Source organism: Alteripontixanthobacter muriae (genome assembly GCF_013336795.1).
GTDB classification, from domain to species: domain Bacteria; phylum Pseudomonadota; class Alphaproteobacteria; order Sphingomonadales; family Sphingomonadaceae; genus Pseudopontixanthobacter; species Pseudopontixanthobacter muriae.
Genome location: NZ_JAAFZT010000004.1, coordinates 81,662 through 100,528, shown reverse-complemented (window position 1 = coordinate 100,528; position 18,867 = coordinate 81,662). Strand labels below are relative to the sequence as shown.

General features: G+C 62.3%; 19 protein-coding genes, 1 tRNA gene and 1 pseudogene. 8 read left to right on the top strand and 13 right to left on the bottom strand.

The window, feature by feature from the left end:
- Positions 1 to 85: 85 nt before the first annotated feature.
- Positions 86 to 1,393, top strand: coding sequence for a transferrin-binding protein-like solute binding protein (locus tag G7A66_RS01475; protein ID WP_174293928.1), 1,308 nt, complete (start codon positions 86 to 88; stop codon positions 1,391 to 1,393).
- On the opposite strand, the gene G7A66_RS01470 is transcribed toward G7A66_RS01475, so the two are convergent.
- Complete coding sequence (locus G7A66_RS01470; RefSeq protein WP_174293927.1) at positions 1,371 to 1,538, bottom strand: hypothetical protein; 168 nt, start codon at positions 1,536 to 1,538, stop codon at positions 1,371 to 1,373. The genes G7A66_RS01475 and G7A66_RS01470 overlap by 23 nt on opposite strands.
- An 11-nt stretch (positions 1,539 to 1,549) precedes the next feature.
- Between G7A66_RS01470 and G7A66_RS01465 the strand changes: the two genes are divergently transcribed.
- A complete protein-coding gene (locus tag G7A66_RS01465; RefSeq protein ID WP_174293926.1) occupies positions 1,550 to 2,878 on the top strand; it encodes a surface lipoprotein assembly modifier in 1,329 nt (442 codons plus the stop codon).
- Between the two features lie 306 nt (positions 2,879 to 3,184).
- Here G7A66_RS01465 and G7A66_RS14705 read toward each other — a convergent pair.
- Both G7A66_RS14705 and G7A66_RS01450 read right to left on the bottom strand, forming a co-directional pair.
- Positions 3,185 to 3,807: pseudogene (locus tag G7A66_RS14705) on the bottom strand (IS6 family transposase); the annotation flags it as partial.
- Positions 3,808 to 4,058: 251 nt separating this feature from the next.
- Positions 4,059 to 4,148 (bottom strand) — tRNA-Ser (locus G7A66_RS01450).
- Between the two features lie 154 nt (positions 4,149 to 4,302).
- Between G7A66_RS01450 and hspQ the strand changes: the two genes are divergently transcribed.
- Positions 4,303 to 4,683 (top strand): heat shock protein HspQ, encoded by a 381-nt coding sequence (gene hspQ, locus G7A66_RS01445; protein ID WP_174293938.1) that lies wholly within the window; start codon positions 4,303 to 4,305, stop codon positions 4,681 to 4,683.
- 8 nt (positions 4,684 to 4,691) lie between these two features.
- Here hspQ and G7A66_RS01440 read toward each other — a convergent pair whose 3' ends face one another.
- A complete protein-coding gene (locus G7A66_RS01440) occupies positions 4,692 to 5,540 on the bottom strand; it encodes an ABC transporter permease (protein WP_174293923.1) in 849 nt (282 codons plus the stop codon).
- Between the two features lie 179 nt (positions 5,541 to 5,719).
- On the opposite strand from G7A66_RS01440, the gene G7A66_RS01435 reads away from it, so the two are divergent.
- From G7A66_RS01435 to G7A66_RS01415, 5 genes are all read left to right on the top strand, one after another.
- On the top strand, positions 5,720 to 6,487 hold the full coding sequence (locus tag G7A66_RS01435; protein ID WP_174293922.1) for a GcrA family cell cycle regulator: 768 nt from the start codon (positions 5,720 to 5,722) through the stop codon (positions 6,485 to 6,487).
- An 84-nt stretch (positions 6,488 to 6,571) separates the two neighbouring features.
- The gene (gene modA / locus G7A66_RS01430; protein WP_232366572.1) at positions 6,572 to 7,375 is read left to right on the top strand and encodes a molybdate ABC transporter substrate-binding protein; all 804 of its coding nucleotides are present in this window, start codon (positions 6,572 to 6,574) and stop codon (positions 7,373 to 7,375) included.
- A complete protein-coding gene (gene modB / locus G7A66_RS01425) occupies positions 7,369 to 8,076 on the top strand; it encodes a molybdate ABC transporter permease subunit (RefSeq protein WP_232366571.1) in 708 nt (235 codons plus the stop codon). Before modA ends, modB begins: the two co-directional genes overlap by 7 nt.
- Positions 8,066 to 8,707, top strand: coding sequence for an ATP-binding cassette domain-containing protein (locus G7A66_RS01420; RefSeq protein WP_174293921.1), 642 nt, complete (start codon positions 8,066 to 8,068; stop codon positions 8,705 to 8,707). The genes modB and G7A66_RS01420 overlap by 11 nt, the downstream gene beginning before the upstream one ends.
- A 28-nt stretch (positions 8,708 to 8,735) precedes the next feature.
- Positions 8,736 to 9,260: a DUF1993 domain-containing protein gene (locus G7A66_RS01415; RefSeq protein WP_174293920.1), complete on the top strand. Its 525-nt coding sequence runs from the start codon at positions 8,736 to 8,738 to the stop codon at positions 9,258 to 9,260.
- A gap of 8 nt (positions 9,261 to 9,268) precedes the next feature.
- On the opposite strand, the gene G7A66_RS01410 is transcribed toward G7A66_RS01415, so the two are convergent.
- The 9 genes from G7A66_RS01410 to infB form a co-directional block, all read right to left on the bottom strand.
- A complete protein-coding gene (locus tag G7A66_RS01410) occupies positions 9,269 to 9,952 on the bottom strand; it encodes a spermidine synthase family protein (protein WP_174293919.1) in 684 nt (227 codons plus the stop codon).
- 85 nt (positions 9,953 to 10,037) lie between these two features.
- Complete coding sequence (gene pnp / locus G7A66_RS01405) at positions 10,038 to 12,398, bottom strand: polyribonucleotide nucleotidyltransferase (protein ID WP_174293918.1); 2,361 nt, start codon at positions 12,396 to 12,398, stop codon at positions 10,038 to 10,040.
- 212 nt (positions 12,399 to 12,610) lie between these two features.
- Positions 12,611 to 12,880, bottom strand: a complete 270-nt coding sequence (gene rpsO, locus G7A66_RS01400; RefSeq protein ID WP_174293917.1) for a 30S ribosomal protein S15 — start codon at positions 12,878 to 12,880, stop codon at positions 12,611 to 12,613.
- Entirely contained in the window at positions 12,877 to 13,893 is a 1,017-nt protein-coding gene (truB, locus tag G7A66_RS01395) for a tRNA pseudouridine(55) synthase TruB (RefSeq protein ID WP_174293916.1), read from the bottom strand. Before truB ends, rpsO begins: the two co-directional genes overlap by 4 nt.
- The gene (locus tag G7A66_RS01390; RefSeq protein WP_174293915.1) at positions 13,890 to 14,573 is read right to left on the bottom strand and encodes a site-2 protease family protein; all 684 of its coding nucleotides are present in this window, start codon (positions 14,571 to 14,573) and stop codon (positions 13,890 to 13,892) included. The genes truB and G7A66_RS01390 overlap by 4 nt, the downstream gene beginning before the upstream one ends.
- A gap of 24 nt (positions 14,574 to 14,597) precedes the next feature.
- Positions 14,598 to 15,176, bottom strand: a complete 579-nt coding sequence (locus G7A66_RS01385; RefSeq protein WP_174293914.1) for a thymidine kinase — start codon at positions 15,174 to 15,176, stop codon at positions 14,598 to 14,600.
- A 9-nt stretch (positions 15,177 to 15,185) separates the two neighbouring features.
- Positions 15,186 to 15,608 (bottom strand): 30S ribosome-binding factor RbfA, encoded by a 423-nt coding sequence (gene rbfA / locus G7A66_RS01380; protein ID WP_174293913.1) that lies wholly within the window; start codon positions 15,606 to 15,608, stop codon positions 15,186 to 15,188.
- Position 15,609: 1 nt separating this feature from the next.
- Complete coding sequence (locus G7A66_RS01375; RefSeq protein WP_174293912.1) at positions 15,610 to 16,152, bottom strand: DUF1697 domain-containing protein; 543 nt, start codon at positions 16,150 to 16,152, stop codon at positions 15,610 to 15,612.
- A 60-nt stretch (positions 16,153 to 16,212) separates the two neighbouring features.
- Positions 16,213 to 18,813 (bottom strand): translation initiation factor IF-2, encoded by a 2,601-nt coding sequence (gene infB / locus G7A66_RS01370; RefSeq protein WP_174293911.1) that lies wholly within the window; start codon positions 18,811 to 18,813, stop codon positions 16,213 to 16,215.
- Positions 18,814 to 18,867: the final 54 nt, after the last annotated feature.

The window sequence follows — 18,867 nt, the reverse complement described above, 5'->3', positions numbered from 1 at the left end:
CGAGAACCAGAAGAAATTTGCCATCCACATGCCTCCTCACTGGAGGCTCATGAATCACATCCCAATGCCGCTGTGAATCCTGTTTATGGGTCCGGACCCTAGTCAGGACTATGTCGCCCTGGGTTTTCGGCAGCAGAATCGCCCCGATGGAGACGATCAGGGGGTGGAGTTCACCACCTTCACTTACGGTTTCCGCACCGATGCAGCGGGCGTGCCACGGACCGGGCAAGCCGCGTATGGAATCGACGTTTTCGGCGTGGCTACCAAGCCTGGCGAGGAGCCGGTAAGCTTCGATGGCAGCGGCAAGTTCAGTGTGAACTTTTTCGAAGGGTCGTTCCTCGCCCAAGCCTCCACGACAGAATACGGGCTGGTCACGGATTATGGCGTATCCGGTGGAGGCATCGAGCTGAACGCTTCCGGGATGCTGTCAGCAACCGATGGCAGTTTCTCCGGCCTTGCCGCATATGGCAGCGGCTATGGGCAGACGTCGGGAACGATCTTCGGGCGGTTCTACGGCCCGTCCGCGCAAGAGGTTGGCGCGTCGTTCCAGACGAACGGGGCCGACGGCCTTGCTGCCGTGGGCTCGTTCGTCGGCGCGACGAACGACACTCTCGTTCCTGAGAACATGTCTTTCACCAGCCTTTCTCGCGAACAGCGTTTCTATACTCTCGACGGAGGATCGGTCGGGGGACTGACCTGGTTGAACTCCGAAACGTTCGATTTTCAGGGCTACAGCTCGGATATGGGGGGTGGTCGCTTTACCGCTGCCGACAAGATCGCTGGAAAGAGTACGAACTTCAGAACCTATGCCAAAACCGTAGATGATGGGTATGGGGCGCAGGATGTTGTTCTTGAACTCTATGAAAACGGCTCCGCCAACACGGAGATTTCACTTACCTACGCCTCCTTCGGCCATTGGTCGGGAACAAGAGACGGAGGGACGCGAGACGAATATTTCCATTACGGTTTCCTGACAGGCCGCAATCTGCTGACCGCTCGGACCGGAACGGCGCGCTATGCCGGTGTGTTATATGGGACCGGCGTTAACAGCGACGCCTCTCGCAAATACGATATCCGGGGCACATCTGCCTTCAACATTGATTTCAGCAACCAGATTTTCGGCGGCAACTTGACCGCAACAGGAACCGAACAAAGCTCCGGCGTATCAGCGAATTTCGGTAGTTTTGCAGTGGATGGCACGGTCTTTTCCGGCGCTTCGGCGCTCGAAGGGCTGATTTCCCGGGGAGGCATGAACCTCGGATCGTTCAACGGTTCGTTCTACGGGCCGGACGGACAGGATATGGCAGGATCGTTCTATTTCAATGCGCCTGCCGGGACTGGCGATGCATTAGAAGTGGGGATCAAGGGCGTCACGGTGACGAAGAGGCAATGAGGCCGCGCGCTGCACGCTGCACGGGCTGAATTCCGGCATCGATGCTGATGAAGTCGCGCTTTTGCAAAACCGGTAAACGCCCGGTTCGCGACGCGGGCGTCAGCGAAACCTCCGTCACGACCGAAGCCCCATAGAGGATCGTCATTGCGCAACCTTATGAGCCGCGCGCCATTTCTTTCAAGCATCGCGCTTGCGCTGGTGTCGATGCCGCTAGCGGCACAAGAAGCCTCTCTCGCCGGGCAGCACGGCTTCTCGAATGCACAGGTCTTCGCCCTGGCCGACGCTGCGCGTAACGCAGGTGACTACGTCCGCGCCGAGCAGCTTTACAGAGCCTTGATCGAGCACGAACAGGGCGATCTCCGGCGCGAAGCCTTGTTCCGCCTGGCTTTGATGTTTGCGAACCAGCAGCTTCGCTGTAGCGACGCCGCCGTGCTGCTGCGGATGATCCTCGACGAGCAGCCGGATGCAGCACGGGTGCGGGTCGAACTGGCGAGATTGCAGGCCGCCATGGGCAACCGGCGTGAAGCGGAGCGGGAATTACGCGCGGCTGAGGCAATCGGCCTGCCACCAGCGGTGGAGCAACTGGTTCGTTTCTATACCCAGGCATTGAACGCGCAGCGATCGATTGGCGGCAGCCTGAAGGTGGCGGTTGCTCCGGACAGCAACATCAATTGTGCTACCGGTGCTGGATCGCTGGAGACCATTATCGGCGATTTCGACCTCGACGAGGATGCCCAGGAGACGTCCGGCATCGGTCTTTCGACGCAGGCGCAGGCGTTCGTCAGGCACCGTCTGAAAGCGGACAGCGAATTGCTGTTGCGACTCTCCGCCAGCGGGGACTTTTACAAGAAGCATCAGTTTGACGACTACACCCTCGCGCTGCAGATAGGGCCGCAGCTGAACCTGGAGGGCGGACGCCGCTTGAATCTTTCCGCCGCAGTCTCGCATCGCTGGTTCGGCCGGGAGTCCTTGTCCTTCAATTCCGGGGTAAATGCAGACTACAGCCTTCCCCTGTCGAAAAAGGCACGGCTGACGGTCACGGGGTCGTATACCCGCCACAACGATCTGCGGAACGATCTGCAGGATGGCGATCAGGGCGCCGCGAGTGTTGCCGTGGACGCTGCTTTCGATGCACGAAGCGGTGGAGGCTTCAGCCTGTCCGGCGTTCGCCTCGATGCGCAAGATCCGGGCTACGCTCTCGTGAACGCCGGCTTGCAATCCTACATATACCGCGAGATGGGCGCGTCGACCTTCGTGCTGGAGGTCGGCTACTCCCATCTCGAGGCGGATCGCAGGTTGTTCCTGTATCCTCGTCGCCGGGTCGATGATCGAGCATCGATCGCCCTGTCCGGCACATTTCGATCCCTGCGCATCGGCCGCTTCGCGCCACTGATGCGGGTCGAATACGAAAGGAACAATTCGACCGTCGGGATATATGACTACGATCGCATAGCCATGCAGGTCGGTCTGACCGCCGCATTCTGACGCCGGCACCCCTTCCGCTTGTTACCCCTTATCGGGCGCCCATATTGCACCGGCAGTCGATGACCGAGGATGAAGCAGGAATCGTGCGCCGGACTTTGAGGCATTACCCAGGGTTCGGCTTACTGCCTGCGGTGCTGTTTCACCTGCTGAGGAATCCCATCTACCTCGATGCAGATGGAGAGCCGATGAGCCCGATCGTTTCAGGCAGCAAATCGGGCCAAGCGCATCGCTCCTATGTCCCGGCCTCGCTGCGGCAGAGAGTGAGGCCTGGCAGGCAGCGTCAGCTTCGCCGCAATTTTGCTTGGAATCGTGCACGTTTGCGCGAACCGAGCCGAACTTCTGTAGTGCCTTCATCTGGCGAAAACGCAGCATCGCCCGCTCTCGTCTTCGGAACGGCAGATGCGAGTTCTCCACCCTGTTGTTGGCCTAGCGGCCCACATCCTGCTAGTTGGAATTGCCCAGCTCAGTCATGACTGCCTTGTAGGAGCGCAGGCCATTTGTGGTGATCGTCCCGGTTGCGCCGTGGCGCTTCAGCGCCTTTCTCGTGCACATCAGAGCTAGTGCCTTGGCTCTCGTCTTAGTGACATAGCTCTCCAGGATCTCGCCCTCCTGGTCCACTGCCCTCCACAGGTCGACCATCTCATCATTCACCTTCACCTAAATTCCGTCGAGGTGCCACGCCAGTGGCGAGAGCCTCGCATGCGGCACATTCGCTGGCGCCGTATGTCTGCTGCAATCAGCGGCCCAGACCTGTTCCAGCAGTGCCGCACCGCCTCATGACTGATGCCGATGCCGCGCTCGAACAGCAGGTATTCCGCGTTTTGCAGCAACAGAGGGAAGCGAACATACATCATCACCGCCAGCCTGATCACCTCTGGTGAGGAGTTGAAATAGCGGAAAGGGCTGGCTGGTTTCTTCTTGCGAGGCATAATCCGCCCTGCCCCGCCAGTCCTTACCAGATGGCACATTTGCTCTGACAATGCCTTCGAACCAAAGGTATGGTTTGATCCTGCTAACCTCCGGAAGTGTCGGCGTTAACTGAGGCGCATCTCGAATCAGAGACAAAAACCGCTCACAAGAAGGCCGCAAAGATCACGGTTGCGAAACAGTACCGCTTTGGCATTCGGTTATCTAGAACCGATCGCCCGACGCAAAAAAGAGAGACTTCCAATGGACTTAGTGGCGGAGAGGGAGGGATTCGAACCCTCGGAACACTTACGTGCTCAACAGTTTTCGAGACTGCCCCGTTCGACCACTCCGGCACCTCTCCGCAAAGATTGAGCGCTTGGGGCCTTATCGGCCCGGCCTGTCGGGAGCGGGGCGGTTAGCGCACCGGTTCGGCATTGCCAAGCCCCTTTGCACATCGCCCCGTGAACCCCTGCCCGCTTGTGCGCTGCGCGCTTCGGCGTATATTCGCCCGCATGATCGACCGCGCGAAGTTCTTTTCCCCTCAGGCGGGCCGCACCATCGACGTGCCGCGCCATGTTAATTCCCGCTTCTCGATCGGCGATGTCGTTCGCCATGCCATGTTCGATTTCCGCGGTGTGATCTTCGACATCGATCCTGTCTTCGCCAACAGCGATGAATGGTACGAGGCCATTCCGGAAGACATTCGCCCGGTTCGCGACCAGCCGTTCTATCATCTTCTGGCTGAGAACGACGAATCGTCATATGTCGCCTACGTCAGTCAGCAGAACCTGCGCCCCGACCCTGAGGGCGGCCCGATCGAGCACCCGCAGGTCGCCGAACTGTTCGATGCATTCGAAGGCGGCAAGTACCGGATGCGCCGCGCGCTCACACACTAGGCGCGCGCTTATTCCTTGATTTTCCAGCCGCTCTTCAGAACGCGGTAGGTCGCATAACCCAGCAGCAATACGAATATACCCATGCCGATCGCACTGTGGATCACGGCCTCGTTCGTGTTGCCGATATCGCTCTCGCCCAGGAATCCGAAGCGAAAGCCCGAAATCACATAGAAGAACGGGTTCAGCCGGCTGATCGTCTGGAAGACCGGCGCCAGATTGTCGATGACATAGAATGTGCCCGACAGCAGCGACAGCGGTGCAATGACGAAATTGGTCACGGCGGCGTTGTGGTCGAATTTCTCGGCCCAGATCGAGGCCAGCAGACCGAGCAACGCCAGCATGGCAGATCCCAGTAGTCCGAACCAGACGATGGCCCAGGGGTGCGCCGCTCCTAAGTCGACACCGGGGTAGAGCGACATGGCGAGCGCCACGGCGAAACCCACCATCACGCCCCGCGTGATGGCAGCGGCGACGATCCCGGTCATCAATTCGCCTTCCGACAAGGGCGGCATCAGCAGGTCGATGATCGTACCCTGTATCTTGCCCGACAGCAGGCTGAAGCTGGAATTGGCAAAGGCGTTCTGCATCATGCCCATAACGATCAGGCCCGGCGCGACGAAGGTGGCAAAGGGCACACCCAGCACTTCGCGGCCCGAACGGCCCAGTGCCACGGTGAAGATGACGAGAAACAGCAGCGTCGTGACTGCAGGTGCCCAGACGGTTTGCGTCTGCACCTTGAGAAATCGGCGAACCTCCTTACAATAGAGGCTCCACAGGCCGATGCGGTTGATGCCCTGTATCACGGGCTGTCCGCGCGGCGCGAAACGGCGGACGATTTCGCCTGAATTATCGACCATCGCGGGGTCCTTTCGGGGAGCTTGCGTCTCGAATGAATGGCCTATCGGCACAGGTGCAGGCTTGATCGGCCAACGCGTTGCGCCTAGGCCGTGCCACCCCGCGTGGCAAGATCGTTGCCGCAAATCCCCGAGATCGGGAATCAGCGGGCCGGGCGGCCGGCAGTAGAACTGGAATGAGCATGAGCTGGACTGAAGAACGCATCGCCACACTGAAGAAACTGTGGGAAGGCGGCAATACTGCGAGCCAGATCGCGGAAGAACTCGGCGGCGTCAGTCGCAATGCCGTCATCGGCAAGGCACACCGGCTCGGACTGAAATCCCGCCCCTCTCCGGTCAAGGCCGGCACCAAGTCGCCTGCAAAGGCGTCCGAAACCAAGGTGTCTGAAAAGAAGGCTGCTCCCAAGCGGCCGGTAAAAACACAGGACAGGGACACTGCGGTCGCGGCCAAGCCGGCAGGAGAAACTGTCGCGAAGAGCCCCGCACCTGCTGCGACGAAAACCTCGCCTTCTGCTGCTGCCGAGGTGCCTGGCGAAAGCGCCGGTCCGCTAGCGAGTGTGTCTGAGGCGGCGCAACCCGCCGCCGATCAGCCCGCACCGGCTCGCTCAGGTCAGGCCAAGGTCGTGTCGGTCGGCCCCGGCGGCTTCCTGCGTCAGGGTCCGGGCGACCAGCAGCCACCCATCCCTCCGGCGCCGCCGCGCCGACTGGTGCCCGCCCGCCCCGCGCCCGAAATTGCAGACAAGACCAGCCTGCTCGACCTTTCCGACAAGGTCTGCCGCTGGCCGATGGGCCATCCTGGCGAGGCGGACTTCCATTTCTGCGGAACTGCAGTCAATCCCGGCTTCCCGTATTGTGTCGAGCATTGCGGCCGCGCCTATCAGGCCCAATTGCCGCGCGGTCAGCGCCGTCCCCCGCCCCCGCTTCCTTTCGGCGGTCCGCGGGTTCGCTGAACGGGCTTTGTCCGCACCATGAATGACATGGTGACAGCATTACGAAGCTTTGAGCCGCGCATAGACCGCCAGTTCAGGCGACCCTTGTTCACCGTACTAGTGGACCGCCTGCGCGCCGCCGCATCGTTCGTTCTGGCGCTTTCGTGCGCTCTGCTGCTGCAGGCTTGCGCGCCCGAGGGAAGCGAGCGGGGCCCGGTCGTTCTCGCAGCCTCCAGCATGCAGGAAGCGCTGGAGGAAGTTGCACGCGCATGGACGGCGCAGGGCCATCCGCCGCCAGTTCTGTCATTCGCCTCTTCGTCGGCGCTGGCGCGTCAGATCGAACAGGGAGCGCCTGCCGATCTGTTCGTTTCCGCAGACACCCTGTGGATGGACAGGCTAGATGGCAAGGGCCTGCTCGCGTCCCCGGGAGCGCGCGAAATTCTGGGCAATCGCATGGTCATCATACGACCAGCAACGGGTGGATCGCCGGCGCTGCGTGAACCGCAGGCTGTGCTGGCAGAGCTCGGCGACGACCGGCTGGCGACAGGCGACCCTGACAGCGTACCTGCGGGCCGCTATGCCAAGGCTTCGCTGGAAACCCTTGGATTGTGGCCCGAAGTCGCGCCTTCGATCGTTCGCGCAGAGAATGTCCGCGCCGCACTGGCTCTGGTCGAACGCGGTGAAGCCCGACTGGGGATCGTCTATGCAACCGATGCCGCTGCATCTCGGGAGGTAAGTGTTGCGGCGCAGCTGCCTGCGGACAGTCACCCGCCAATAACCTATCCCGCTTCGCAACTGGCAAGTTCGGCCCATCCTGACGCTGCCGCATTTCTCGACTATCTGGCCAACCCCGCAGCAATGGAAATCTTTGCACGGCACGGCTTCTGCACGGCGACAACACCTTGCTGAGCGGCGCGGAATGGGAAATTATCCGGCTGTCGCTGAAGGTGAGCGTCGTCGCGATCCTGCTCACCCTTCCCCTCGCATACGGCCTGGCCTGGGTGCTTGCCCGGCGATCTTTCCCGGGCCGCGTTCTGCTCGACGCGATGGTCCATCTGCCGCTTGTCCTGCCGCCGGTCGTCACCGGCTGGCTGCTTCTTCTGCTGTTCGGCAACAGCGGCCCCATCGGCGGCTGGATGGCCGAAAATCTGGGGATCGGGTTTGTCTTTCGCTGGACCGGTGCGGCGCTTGCAGCAGCGATCATGGCCCTGCCGCTGATGGTGCGCGCCATTCGCCTGTCGATCGAGGCGGTGGATCGCCGCCTGGTGGGTGCTGCCCGAACTCTGGGAGCATCGCGCCTGCGGGCATTCTACACCATAACCCTGCCGCTTAGCCTGCCAGGCATCGCAGCCGGGACGATGCTGGGGTTTGCACGATCGCTCGGGGAATTCGGTGCCACCATCACCTTTGCCTCCAACATACCCGGGGAAACGCGGACCCTGCCTCTGGCGATCTATTCCGCCTTGCAGGTGCCGGGTACGGATCTTGCGGTCGCAAGGCTGGCGATTGTCTCCATCGTGCTTTCGCTGGTTGCGTTGATCCTGAGTGAATGGCTGGTGCGCCGCAGCGCCCTGGGTCAGGCGGAGGGCACGCGCCTCCATGCCTTCTGACCTCGCCTTCGACATAGATTGCCGCCTTCGCGTGGGCGACGGAACACGCGACTACCAGATCAAGTCAGGTGCGGTCCTGACGTCGCTGGTCGGGCCGTCGGGTGTCGGCAAGACCAGCCTGCTCAATTGTATCGCGGGGCTGGCAAGAGCGCAGAGCGGCTATGCCACCGTGGCGGGGCAGCGGCTGTTCGACACGTCTGCTGGCCAATATCTCCCCCCTGAAGCCCGGGGTGCCGGTTACGTCTTTCAGGATGCCCGCCTGTTCCCTCACCTGCGGGTGTCGGCCAACCTCGCTTATGGGAGCAAGCGGAAGCAGCACATTGGAGAACCGCACCCGATCAATCCACAGGCCATCATGGCCCTGCTCGGCATCGATCATCTGCTTGACCGCTGGCCAGCCACCCTTTCGGGCGGGGAAATCCGCCGTGTCGCCATCGGACGTGCGCTGTTTGCGCGCCCATCCTTTCTCCTGCTGGACGAACCGCTCGTTTCGCTCGATCAGGCCCGCGCCGATGAGATGGCGGGATTGATTGCGGACCTGCGCGACGAATTACGGCTGCCGATCCTGCATGTCAGCCACGACCGAGCCGAGGTTGAGCGTCTGGCAGGAGAGGTGATAGAGATTGCCTGAACGATCAATCGACCGAGGAGTTACCCACATGCCGCTGTCCCTACACGAAGCCCTGATCCCCAGCTGGCTGCAGGTCCTCGGATCGGTCAAACTGCTGGTCGACAAGGCGGAGGCGCATTGCAAGGAGAACGGTGCCGGGGCAGCAGACCTGCTTCATGCGCGCCTTGCAGAAGACATGGCGCCCCTCACCTATCAGGTGAAAAGCTGCGCGGCCCATTCCGCAGGAGCGCTGGAAGGCGTGCGCAAGGGTGCATTCTCCCCCGACATGAGCAGTCCGCCGGACAGTTTCGACGGCTTGCGCGAGAGTCTGGCTGCGGCTGAACAGGCTCTGGAAAAGGTCACTCCGCAAGACCTAGAGGCGATCGCAAACAATCCCATGGTGTTTTCCATAGGCGAAAAATACCGCCTGGATTTCACGGTCAGGGATTTCCTCCTGAGCTTTTCCAACCCGAACTTCTATTTTCATGCGACCACGGCCTACGCCATTCTGCGCATGAAGGGTCTGGAGATCGGCAAGCGTGATTATCTGGGCGGGCTGCGCATCCAGACCTGAGAGGCGGGTTATTCGGGACGGCGGGCAAACCAAATCGTGTGGCGCGGCCCCTTGTTGTTGGGCCTCGCCCGCACGAAGCGCTCCTCGACCAGGAATTTCGCGTCTTTCAACCGCCGGACGAATGCCGGGTCCGGCGCTGCCGACCAGACGGCGAGCAAGCCGCCCGGCCGAAGGGCTTCACGTGCAAGCGCCAGCCCGGTGCGGGAGTAGATGCGGTTGTTTTCCTTCCGCACCAGACCGTCAGGGCCGTTGTCCACATCGAGCAGGATCGCGTCATAAGCACTGCTGAAGCCGTCTGCTGCATCGCCGATAACGTCGGCCACATCCGAAAATTCGATCTTGAGGCGCTGGTCGTCAAGGCTTTCGCCGGTCAGCGAATTCATCGGCCCACGCGCCCATTCGACGATCTCGGTCACGATTTCCGCCACCACCAACTTCGCATCGGCAGGCAGGCCCGCGAGCGCGGCGCGCAGGGTGAAGCCCATGCCATAGCCGCCGATGAGGACATGCGGCGCCTTCGCTGACAATCGCTCCAGCGTCAGCAGGGCAAGCTGCTCCTCGGAGAACTGCATGCGGCTGCTCATCAATTCGTCGCGGCCGACCATGATGATGAAATCGCGGCCATGAGTGACCAGCTGCAGTTCCTCCCCACCGGGGATCTTCGCAGTGGCGATGGTTTCGCGTGGCAGCATCGCTGTATCCTCTTGTTCAAACGGCAAAGAAAGGGGCCGCGCAGGTCATCCCTGCGCGGCCCCTTTGGGTCAATGGCTGATTGGCTCAGTCGTCTTTCAGGAAGTCAGGCAGATGGTCGGGGTTGCCGCCTTCCGTCCGCGCGCCGCTGTCCTGGTTGCCGCCGCCCTGATTGCTGTCGCGGTTGCCGCCTTCGCGCCGGGGGCCACGGCCCCTGCCGCCGCGATCGCCGCCACGATCATTGCCGCCGCCGCGGGGGCCACGACGGTCGCCGCCTCGGTCGTTACGGTCGCCGCGATCGCCACGGGGTTCACGCGGTTCGCGTGCCGGACGGGTATCTTCCAGTTCCTCGCCAGTTTCCTGGTCAACCACGCGCATGGACAGGCGCACCTTGCCACGCTGGTCGATCTCGAGAACCTTGACCTTGACCTCCTGCCCTTCGGACACGACGTCGGTCGGCTTCTCGACACGCTCGTTCTTCATTTCGGAGACGTGGACGAGACCGTCCTTGCCGCCCATGAAGTTCACGAATGCACCGAAATCGACGATGTTCACGACCTTGCCATTGTAGACCTTGCCCACTTCGGCTTCTTCGACGATGCCTTCGATCCAGCGGCGGGCCGCTTCGATCTGGCTGGCGTCGGAAGAGCTGATCTTGATCACGCCTTCGTCATCGATATCCACCTTTGCGCCGGTTTCGGCCACGATTTCGCGGATGACCTTGCCGCCGGTGCCGATGATGTCGCGGATCTTCGACTTGTCGATCTGCATCGTCTCGATACGCGGAGCATGTTCGCTGACGGTGTTGCGAGCGGTGCCCAGCGCCTTCGTCATTTCACCAAGAATATGCGCACGGCCGGCCTTTGCCTGATCCAGCGCCTTGGTCATGATCTCGCGCGTGATGCCCGCGACCTTGATGTCCATCTGCAGGCTGGTGATGCCTTCGCTGGTGCCGGCAACCTTGAAGTCCATGTCGCCGAGGTGATCTTCGTCGCCCAGAATGTCGGACAGGACGGTGAAATCGTCACCTTCGAGGATCAGGCCCATCGCGATGCCCGAAACCGGGCGTTCGATCGGCACGCCTGCGTCCATCATGGACAGGCAGCCACCGCAGATCGTCGCCATTGAAGACGAGCCATTGCTCTCCGTGATGTCGGACAGGATGCGGATTGTGTAGGGAAAGTCTTCATGGTTCGGCAGAACAGGGTTCAGCGCGCGCCATGCCAGCTTGCCATGCCCGGTTTCGCGGCGGCTGGTGAAGCCGAAGCGGCCAACCTCGCCCACGGAATAGGGCGGGAAGTTGTAGTGCAGCATGAAGGGCGAATAGCTCAGTCCTTCCAGCCCGTCGATCATCTGCTCGGCATCCTTGGTGCCCAGCGTGGTCGTGCAGATCGCCTGCGTTTCGCCGCGCGTGAACAGGGCAGAACCGTGCGTACGGGGCAGCAGGCCGACCATGGCCTCGATTTGCCTGATCTCGTCGGTCTTGCGGCCGTCGATGCGCTGTCCGTCCTTCAGGATCGACTTGCGGACGATATCGCTTTCCAGCTTCTTCACCAGCTTCAGCTTGCCGAGATATTCGGCAGGATCGCTGTGATCGAGGCTTTCGTAATGCTTGCGCGCCTTTTCGCGGGCAGCGTTTACCGCTTCCTGGCGCTGCTGCTTGTCGGTCGTGCGGTAAGCCGCTTCGAGGTCGGCACCGATGAGGCCGCGCAGTTCCTCGATCGTGGCGGACTTGTCTTCCACCTTGTCGAGTTCCCAAGGTTCCTTGGCGGCCTGCTCGGCGAGATCGATGATCGCGCCGATGACCTTGCGGCTTTCCTCATGAGCGAACATGACGGCACCGAGCATGTCTTCCTCGGACAGTTCCTTGGCTTCGGATTCCACCATCATCACCGCGTCCTGCGTGGCGGCGACGACGAGGTCGAGGCGGCCTTCCTTGCATTCGGCGAGGCTGGGGTTGAGCTGGTATTCGCCGTCGCGGAAACCGACGCGTGCTGCGCCGATCGGGCCCATGAAGGGCACGCCCGAGATGGTCAGCGCGGCGCTGGCAGCGACCATCGCCAGAATGTCGGGCTCGGTCTCGCCATCATAGGACAGGACCTGACAGATCACGTTGATCTCGTTGTAGAACCCTTCGGGGAACAACGGGCGCACGGGGCGATCGATCAGGCGGCTGGTCAGCGTTTCCTTTTCGGTCGCGCGGCCTTCACGCTTGAAGAAGCCGCCCGGAATGCGTCCGGCGGCTGAAAATTTTTCCTGGTAATGTACGGTAAGGGGGAAGAAATCCTGCCCTTCCTTCACGCTCTTGGCGGCCGTCACGGCGCACAGCACCACGGTTTCGCCATAGGTCGCCAGTACGGCGCCATCGGCCTGGCGTGCGATGCGCCCGGTTTCGAGAGTGAGCGTCTTGCCGCCCCATTCGGTGGTTACGGTCTTGGTGTCGAACATCTGTTTTCCTTGCTGAACCCGCTCGCCAGATTGCGCGCGGGGCCTGTAGTTCCGGGCAGTTCCGTCCCGGTACGGTGCGGGGCTCTTATCCGCCCCAAGGCCCCCTCGCCGAATGCAAGGGATGCCCGTTCATTTGCGCCGGCGATAACACGCCTGCGCCATAAAGCGAAAAGGCGGCTCCATTTTCAGGAGCCGCCTCACACGCGAAACTCTTATTTGCGCAGACCCAGTTTCTGGATCAGGCTGTTGTAGCGCGCCACATCCACCTTCTTGAGATAGGCGAGGAGGCTGCGCCGCTTGTTGACCATCATCAGAAGACCGCGGCGGGAATGGTTATCCTTGTGGTTCTTCTGGAAGTGGTCGGTCAGGTTGCGGATGCGTTCGGTCAGGATCGCGACCTGAACTTCCGGAGAGCCGGTATCACCGTCGCTCTGCGCGTGTTCCTTGATCACTTCCTGCTTTTTTTCTGCGGTAATCGTCAACTGTCATGCTCCGCGACATCGGGTAGGTTGAAACCCCTGACGACTTTCGCCGACCCGGCGGAAACATCCATCAGCGCAACCGGCACATCGCCATGTTTCGCCAGAACGATCCCGTCGTCGTGGGGCTGTCCATGAAGAACGCGGCCCTGGCGGACCGCTTCTGCCTGTTCGGACGTGAGGGTAAGAGCCGGGATGTCGTCCAGCCCTGCCTCGATCGGCAGAATTATGTCTTCTAGCGGCGCGCCCTTGCCCAGATCGTTCAATTTGTCCAGCGAAATCGCGGTAGCTTCCTCGAACGGACCTGCGCGGCTGCGGCGCAGATAGGTCACATGACCGACCGTGCCGAGCGCATGGGCGATGTCGCGCGCCAGGGATCTTACATAGGTACCCTTGCTCACATTTGCCACCAGCGTGATGCTGTCGGCAAGTTCCAGGGGTGCGGCAGGGTCGTAGGGATCGGGACGGCCAACCGTCGTGGCGAAGGTCGACTCGACCGTGTCGCTGCGTTCCCCGCCCGCCAATTCCAGGCTGTGAATGGTGACCCGGCGCGACGTCATGGTGACATCTTCTCCCGCCCTCGCCCGGTCATAGGCACGCCGGCCGTCAACCATCAGCGCCGAATATTTCGGCGGGATCTGTTCGATGTCGCCGGTGAAATGCGGGAGGACGCCTGCTATCGCGGCCAACGGCGGGCGGCGGTCGCTGCTCCGCGTGACCTCGCCCTCCGCATCCTGTGTGTCGGTTTCGGTGCCGAACTGGATGGTGAAAACATAGGTCTTGCTGGCATCCAGCATCCGCCCCGCCAGTTTCGTCGCCTCGCCCAAGGCAATCGGCAACACGCCCTCGGCAAGCGGATCGAGCGTGCCGCCGTGGCCGACCTTGGTCCTGGCGTAACCCGCTTCCCGCAGATTGCGCTTCACCGCACCCACGGCCTGAGTCGACCCCATGCCGCGCGGCTTGTCGAGGATGATCCAGCCCGATGGCGGCACGCTCTTGTCCAATGCCCGGCTCATCCGCCGGCAATCGCGATGGAGATGCCGAGATATTTTTCCTGCAACCACTCCACCGGCGGTAGGACCACCGCCTCGATCAAGCCGCTGTCGGGAAAAATCCAGGTGATGGCGATCAAGCCGACGAACAGCAACATGCCGAGCGGGCGAAGCCGTTCGTAGGCCCGCGCCGCGGAACGCGGCAGCAGCCCTTCAAGGATGTGCGACCCGTCGAAAGGGGGGATCGGCAGCAGATTGAACAGCGCCAGGAAGATGTTGATGAGGATGAAGTAGTGCAGCCCCTCGAACACGCCGCCCGCGACACCTTCCGGCGGCGCAGTCAGTGACCCGGCGAACACGCCCAGCGCAACGGCCCCGACAGCAGCGAGCACGAAATTGGTGGCAGGACCGGCGAAGGCTACGGCCATCATGCCGAAGCGCGGATTGTCGAGGCGGTTCTTCATGACCGGAACAGGCTTCGCCCAGCCGAAGATGGGGCCGCCGACCACTGCCAGGAAGCCCGGCACCAGCAGCGTGCCGACCGGATCGACATGGCGCAGCGGGTTGAGGCTGAGCCTGCGCTGCTCCTTAGCGGTCGGATCGCCTAGCGAAAGCGCGGCCCACCCGTGGGCGACCTCGTGAAAGACGATCGCCACGATCAGGCAGGGAATCAGGATCGCGGCAAGTATCAGGGTTTCTGTCATGCGGGGGAGATAGGGGCCGCAGCCCTAACCTGCCAGCGCTGCGGTGAAATGCCGGCGGCACAGGGCGACATAGCGGTCATTGCCGCCTATCTCGGTCTGCGCGCCTTCTGCAACCGCGCCGCCGCTTTCGTCCACCCGCAGGTTCATGCTGGCCTTGCGCCCGCAGTGGCACACCGCTTTCAATTCGGTCAGCGCGTCGGCGATGCCGAGGAGAACGGCGGAACCGGGGAACAGTTCGCCGCGAAAATCGGTTCGCAGGCCATAGCAGAGCACAGGGATGTCCGCCTCATCGGCCAGGCGCGCGCATTGCCAGACCTGTGCAGCAGTCAGGAACTGTGCCTCGTCCACCAGCACGCAGGCGAGCGGCTGATCGCGATGCTGGGCGCAGACAGCATGCCACATATCCGTCTGCGCAGTAAATCGGTGGGCATCCGCACCGAGACCGATACGGCTTTCGATGGCGCGCTCACCGCCGCGGTCGTCCAGCGCCGCGGTCCACAGCATGGTAGCCATGCCGCGCTCGCGGTAATTGAAATCGGCTTGCAGGAGCGTTGTCGATTTTCCGGCATTCATGCTGGAATAATAGAAATACAGCTTGGCCACGTCTGCTGCTCAGACGACCCCGCCGTCAGTGTCATCCTCGGCATCATCGAGATCGCGGGCGACTTTCGGGTCGGAGAGCAGCTGTTCGATGCGGCTGGCCTCATCGAAGCTTTCATCGGCGCGGAAAGTCAGGCGGGGCGCATATTTCAGGCCCAGGCGCTTTGCGACCTCCCGCTGAAAGAATGCTGTGTTCGCTCGCAGCGACTTCAGGACCACGGCCTCATCCTCGCCCAGCAAGGGCTTCACGTAAGCCTTGGCGTTGCGCAGATCGGGCGACATCCGCACCTCGGTGACGCTGACTGTTGTCCCGCTCAGGACAGGATCGTGCACCTCCTGCCGGGTGAGCAGTTCGGAAAGAACATGGCGCACCCTCTCGCCCACCTTCAAAACGCGGACCGATTGCTGTTCGGGGGTGGATTGCTGCCTCGCCATCTCAGTTCTCGTCCATCTTGTCCGCTATGCGCTGCAAATCGCCTATCCGCCTCATCGTCCCGCGACAACCCAGGCGTCTTTCGATGAAGTCCGCTGTGAGCGGGCTCCCTTTCAGTCCGGCAGGATAGGCGCAATGAAGCGCCCTCGTGCCGGGCGCCACCAGTTCCGGCCCGCGCCCGCCGAACTGACTCTCAAGCAGTCCGAACTGTTCGGGAAAGGGCTGCTGGGCAAGAAACATCGTGCGTGCGCCATCGGAGCCGAAGCGTTCTGTGAACGGGTTCTCCGCGATTGCAGCCAGCAATTCCTCGCGACTGCGGACGGGTGCGACATTGTCGATCTCGAAGCGGTCGAGCAGGATGTAAGCCAGCTTCTCCGACAGCCCCGACGTCGGCCGTTCCTCGTGACGGAACAGGATGTTGTCCTCCGCCACGACCGTCTCGACATCGTCGAAATCCTCACGCCACAAGGCGCGGCGCAGATCTTCCATCAGCAGGCGCTCGCCATGCGATGCGATGCTGCCGAGGAATGCTACGTATGATGCCATGGTTGGGTAAGGCCCTTAGCGGCGATGCCCCTTCCCCGAAACCGGGGAAGGGGCGGATCGTCACAAGGTCCGTTCGCGTTCCTCGACCTCGAAGACTTCCAGCATATCGCCAGCCTTGATGTCGTTGGTGTCTTCCAGAACGACGCCGCATTCGAGCCCGGTGCGGACCTCGTCGACATCGTCCTTGAAGCGGCGAAGCGACTGGATCGTGGTTGCGGAGACAATGACATCTTCGCGTGTGAGGCGGGCGAAGAGCCCCTTGCGAATAACGCCTTCGGTGACCAGCAGACCGGCAGCCTTGTCCTTCTTGCCCGCAGGGAACACCTGCTTGACCTCGGCACGGCCGACGACATGCTCGATCCGCTCAGGGCCGAGTTCGCCTGCCATCTCCTTCGCGATCTCTTCGGTCAGATGGTAGATGACATCGAAATACTTCATCTCCACCTTGTCGCGCGCGACCAGGGCACGGGCCTTGGCATTGGGGCGGACGTTGAAGCCGATGATCGGTGCGCCAGAGGCTGCCGCCAGCGTCACGTCGCTTTCCGTGATCGCACCGGCGCCCGCATGCAGCACGCGCACCTTGATGAGATCGTTGGACAGATTGTGCAGCGCCGTGTTGATCGCCTCCACGCTGCCCTGCACGTCGGCCTTCACCAGAACGGGGAATTCGACCACATTGTTGTTCAGATTGGTGAACATCGTGTCGAAGCTGGTGGGGGCGAGCGCGGTGCGCTGCTCGGTTGCCTTTTCCTGGCGGTATTCGGCCACTTCACGGGCGCGCTGCTCGTTCTCGACGACCGACAGATTGTCGCCCGCCATCGGCACGCCGCCAAGGCCCAGCACTTCGACCGGAGTCGACGGACCGGCTTCCTTCACCTGCTTGCCATTGTAATCGACCAGCGCACGAACGCGGCCGCTCTGTGTGCCAACCACGAAGGTATCGCCACGCTTCAGCGTACCGCGCGTGACGAGCACCGTGGCCACAGGGCCGCGGCCCTTGTCCAGCTGCGCTTCGACCACCGTTGCTTCCGCATCGCGGTCGGGCCGGGCCTTCAGCTCGAGCAGTTCGGCCTGCAGCGCAATCTTGTCGAGCAGATCGTCGAGGCCGGTCTTCTTCAGTGCGGACACTTCCACGTCCTGCACGTCGCCCGACATCGATTCCACGATGACTTCATGTTCGAGCAGACGTTCGCGAATACGCTTCGGATTGGCGTCTTCCTTGTCCATCTTGTTGATGGCCACGATCATCGGCACACCGGCCGCTTTCGTGTGATTGATCGCCTCGATCGTCTGCGGCATCAGCCCGTCATCGGCTGCAACCACCAGCACCACGATATCAGTGACATTGGCACCGCGCGCGCGCATTTCCGTGAAGGCGGCGTGGCCCGGCGTGTCGAGGAAGGTGATCATGTCGCCACCCTTCGTCTTCACCTGATAGGCGCCGATATGCTGCGTGATGCCGCCCGCTTCGCCGCGCACGACATTGGTGCCGCGCAAGGCGTCGAGCAGGCTGGTCTTGCCGTGATCGACATGGCCCATGATGGTGACAACCGGCGGACGCTCGCGAAGCGTCTCTTCCGGATCGACGTCCGTTTCCACATGGATATCGACGTCGCTTTCAGACACGCGCTGAATGTTGTGACCAAATTCCTCGACCAGCAGTTCGGCCGTGTCCTGATCGATCGTCTGGTTGACGGTGACCATCATGCCCAGATTGAACAGCGCCTTCACAAGCTCCGCGCCCTTTTCGGCCATGCGGTTGGCGAGTTCCTGCACCGTGATCGCTTCGGGCACGACGACATCGCGCACCTGCTTTTCACGCGGCTGGCGCTTTCCGCCGCCGCCCGATGCGCGGCGCTCCTTCTCCCGCGCACGCTTGAGCGCGGCGAGCGAACGGGCGCGAGCGCCTTCGTCTTCGTTCAGGGCACGGTTGACAGTCAGCTTCCCGCCACGGCGACGATCGGCTTTCTCCTCCCGCTCCGTCTTGTCAGGCTTGGCTTCCTTCTTCTTCTCGACGCGCTTGGGCTCGGGCCGGGCGACCGGCGTGAACTTGCGGGCGGCCGGCTGGGCAGGAGCCGATGCTTCAGCCGGGCTCTGGTCGGCAGTCTCTTCCGGCTGAGCCTCGGTTGCAGGAGCAGCAGTCTCTTCGCCAGCCGCCGCCGTGTCGGCAGATTTCTTGGGCTTGGCTTTCGCCTGCTCGGCAGCTTCTGCCTCGGCGCGGCGATTTTCCTCGGCGCGGCGCTTTTCATCCTCGGCTGCCTGCCGGCGCTCCTCTTCCTCGCGGCGACGGGTTTCCTCGCCCACGCGCAGGCGGTCTTCCTCGGCCTCGCGCTGAAGGCGGGCGACGCGCTCCTGCGGCGTTTCGCCGGAAGGTGCCTTGGGCGGCGCAGGCCGTTTGGCGGCAGGTGCCGGTGCGGGCGCAGGGGCGGGAGTGGGCGCCGGAGCCGGAGCCGGGGCCGCTGCGGGTGCAGGCGTCGGCGCCTTGGCTTCAGGTTCCGGTGTTTCGCCCGGCTTCACGAGCTTGCGGCGGCGCTTCACCTCAACCGCGACCTTGTTGGTCCGGCCGTGGCTGAAGGTCTGCTTGACCTCGCCCGCTTCTACCGACCGCTTCAGCCCCAGGGGCTTGCGGGTGCGGGTCGGTTTGTCTTCACTATCGCTCATAAAGCTCGTCAATCCTTCAAAATCTCATTCGTCGTCGCGGTGCTGCAGCACCGC